Annotated in this window: 1 pseudogene; it reads right to left on the bottom strand. The window is 67.3% G+C overall.

The features are described from left to right. Nucleotides 1-444 (bottom strand): annotated as a pseudogene (locus EN994_RS34970) (hypothetical protein); the annotation flags it as partial.

Genomic DNA, 444 nt, shown 5'->3' with positions numbered 1-444 from the left:
GCCATAGGCGGCCACCGTGGCCGCGTCGTTCCACTCGCGAAACTGTCGCGATGGTCGCGCCTCGAGCGTCAAGGCAACTCGCGCGCCGTCGAGCGTCACCTTGCCGCGAAAATGCAGCACGCGTTCCCTGCCGGATCGGCTGATAGCCACGGCACGCAGGCGAGCGATATGCTCGCCACCGTCATTGATCTCCATTTCGATGCGGCGCCGGACCGGCGGAACGCCGATCCTGACGGTGATGTCGAGCATCATGTCGCCGGTCGTTTGCGGACAGGCGATGGCCTGCGAAAACACCAGAGGCTCCGATGCGGCTTGCGGCTTGCCCGCGGCCGGTCTCCCGCGCCAGGGTTTGGCGGGCGGCTCCTGCTGCAACCGGCCCTTCTTCCGCTTCAGGCGCAACTGCTTGGCAAGGCCGCGCGACAGCCAGACCAGGCCGCCGAAATC

It is taken from the genome of Mesorhizobium sp. M7A.F.Ca.CA.002.09.1.1, from assembly GCF_003998555.1.
Lineage (GTDB): Bacteria > Pseudomonadota > Alphaproteobacteria > Rhizobiales > Rhizobiaceae > Mesorhizobium > Mesorhizobium ciceri.
The sequence above is the reverse complement of the archived record's forward strand: the minus strand, read 5'-3'. Positions and strand labels throughout refer to the sequence as shown.